The organism is uncultured Capnocytophaga sp. (assembly GCF_963525585.1).
GTDB lineage: Bacteria > Bacteroidota > Bacteroidia > Flavobacteriales > Flavobacteriaceae > Capnocytophaga.
In genome coordinates, this window is the sequence record NZ_CAURLX010000088.1 from 1 (window position 1) to 2,755 (window position 2,755).

2 protein-coding genes and 1 pseudogene are annotated in these 2,755 nt (G+C 40.9%); all 3 read left to right on the plus strand.

The window, feature by feature from the left end; all coding sequences use genetic code 11:
* Positions 1-33 precede the first annotated feature (33 nt).
* The 3 genes and pseudogenes from RYK20_RS10875 (at position 34) to RYK20_RS10885 (ending at position 2,686) form a co-directional block, all read left to right on the plus strand.
* Positions 34-913 (plus strand): annotated as a pseudogene (locus tag RYK20_RS10875) (IS982 family transposase).
* 343 nt (positions 914-1,256) lie between these two features.
* Positions 1,257-1,586, plus strand: coding sequence for a hypothetical protein (locus RYK20_RS10880; RefSeq protein WP_311457547.1), 330 nt, complete (start codon positions 1,257-1,259; stop codon positions 1,584-1,586).
* Positions 1,587-1,891: 305 nt separating this feature from the next.
* On the plus strand, positions 1,892-2,686 hold the full coding sequence (locus tag RYK20_RS10885) for a DUF6291 domain-containing protein (RefSeq protein ID WP_314895386.1): 795 nt from the start codon (positions 1,892-1,894) through the stop codon (positions 2,684-2,686).
* Positions 2,687-2,755 lie beyond the last annotated feature (69 nt).

Here is a 2,755-nt window from a genome sequence, read left to right on the forward strand (position 1 = left end):
TATATTTGATTGAATTCCAAACAATTAAATATAATGAACAACTTGGAGCAAAGTTACAAAAAAATTCTTGAAGTATTATCAAAATTCTTTGGAAAGAAACTTCAAAATTATCAAAGAAGAAAACCTAAAATGTCTGATTTAGAAGTAGTTAGTTTAGCTCTAACCGCTGAATACTTGAGTATAGACTCTGAGTGTCAGTTGTTTAGAAAAATACCTGAATCTATCAAAAGTAAAATTGAAAGAAGTGTTTTTAATCGTAGGAGAACAAAATTATTCCCTTATATAGAGCAAATTAGGACTAAAATTGCACAACATTTTAACGAATTTGAAGATGTTTTTATGGTAGATAGTATGCCTCTGAAAGTCTGTGAAAACTCAAGAGCAAATCGCTCACATATATTGTAAGGAGTTTGATTATTCAAGCCCTGATTTTGGCTATTGTGCTTCTCAAAAGCTATATTATTATGGATATAAGTTACACGCTATCTGTTCTTTAAATGGAATTTTTTAGTCTATCGATATGAGTCCTGCTTCGGTTCACGATATCCGATATCTTAATGATGTGAAAGAACAATTGTCAGACTGTACTTTGATAGGGGATAAAGGTTATCTCTCAGCAGAAGTACAAATAGATTTGTTCAACTATGCTAATATTCAATTAGATACACCTAAAAGGACTAATCAAAAAGACTACAAACCTCAATTTAGGCTCTTTAGAAAAAAACGAAAACGAATAGAGACTTTATTTTCCCAACTGTGTGATCAATTTATGATAAAACGTAATTATGCAAAATCATTTGAAGGTTTTAAAACACGGATATTCAGTAAGATAACATCTTTAACATTGATACAATACATCAATAAGTTTATATTAAATAGAGAAACTCACAATCTAAAAGCCTCTATTATTTAAAATGCACAACGGGTTCTTATAACACTCTTAAAGAAAAAAATCGCCCGTGTGGGGGTGAGTCACCCCTGACAATTTTTTAACCCTCAAAAGAAAAAAATTGCCCGTGTGGCTTCACACCGGCTTCGCACCTCGCACCCTCCTTGAATACCAATATAATACGACTTTAACGCTCTATTAACTACACAAAAAGCGGTTTTTTCTTGTTTTTGCCGAGGGAATGTCGTACCTTTGCCTTGTGGAAGTCCAGAAAGCTGACTGCCTGATATTGAGGTATTCAGCTGAAAAGATGCCCGCAATACCATACACTATAACCTAACTATAACTATAAATTCACTTATTATCTATGTTGGTCTTAACGCCCTACTGGCTCTCTAAAGTGCTGAGAGCCATTGACTCTGCTATTGCTTCAGTAGATCAAGAATTCTTACGCCCCTATGAGGCAGCGCCCTTTTACCCTCGAGAAATCTACAGTGAGGACGAGCGCATATACATCCGATTCCTTGCCTATCCTAATTATGAAATCTGGCCTAATAAGCGTGTAGTAACCTCCTTTGAGGCGGACTACATACGCATCTATATCGATGGAAATGAACGTGATTGGTCGGCTTTTCGTAAGTCGGTGTATTATAAAATACAACAGTTTGTTCGCAATGCGTATACTTTTGATGACTAATTTCCCCTGACAATTATTTTTATTTATAGAAAGCAAAAAAACGCCTGTACGGGAGGCGGGTCGCCCCTGACAAATATTTTTTAACCTCAAAAAGAAAGAAAATGTCGGTGCGACTCGCACCTGCTGGCGCAAGCTTGTAGCTTGTGCCCCTTATGGTAGAGCTTTAAGCTCTCTTCTATATAAGCACGAGCAGAATGCTCGCGGGGGCGGGTCGCCCCTGACAATTATTATTAGCAAAAAAAAATGCCCGTACGGGAGGCGACTCGCCCTTAAAGAAAAAAATCGCCCGTGTGGCTTCGCACTTTATGAAAAAAGAAACTTTTATATTTTACAAAGACTGGGCAAACGTCCTTAACGACCTGCCCGATACCATACAGCTGGAAATCTACCAAGCTATCACCGCCTATGCCTTTGGCACCGCCCCTAAGGAACTCTCCCCGCTGGCGAGTGTCGCCTTTGCCTTTATCAAGCAGACCATCGACCGAGATATAGAAAAATACCTCTCGGTATCCCAAGCCCGTAGCCAAGCCGGAAAAAAAGGAGGCAGACCCTTGAAAAACAAAAACTTACAAGAGGACAAAAAGTCCCTTCCGAAGAAGGCTAACCACTCCGCCCCGAAGGATACACCCCAAGAGAGCTCCCGTATAAAAGAAGAGAGACTTGCTCAGGGGAAAGAAAATTTTTCTGCAAAAGACGAGGAGAGAGCGTTTTTTTCTGGAGACAATGCCGTCCCTCAAGATAGGGAAAGCACTGCTACAGGAGGCTTTACACCCCCTACTATCGCCGAGATAGAAGCCTACTGCCGAGAGCGGGGCAATGGCATCTCTGGGGCGCTCTTCTATGAGTTCTATAGCGCTAGAGACTGGCAGATGGGCTCCCAGCCTATGAAAAACTGGAAGGCTGCCGTTCATTCGTGGGAACAGCGAGAGGCTCAAGAAGCGCAGAAGCGCCCTAAAAACTGGAAAAACTCAGTGTTTCAAGCTGGCTATGCTTCTGCTGGAGGCAATGGGAATTTCACCCGTCAGAACGCTCGTCACGAGCCTTATGTATGCGGGCGACAGACCGCCTCGGATATCCTCGCTAACCTGCAAGGCTGGTAATTTTTTTATTCCTAGGAGGCGACTCGGTGCGAACCGCACAGGTAATTATTCTTATCACCCCAAAAAGAA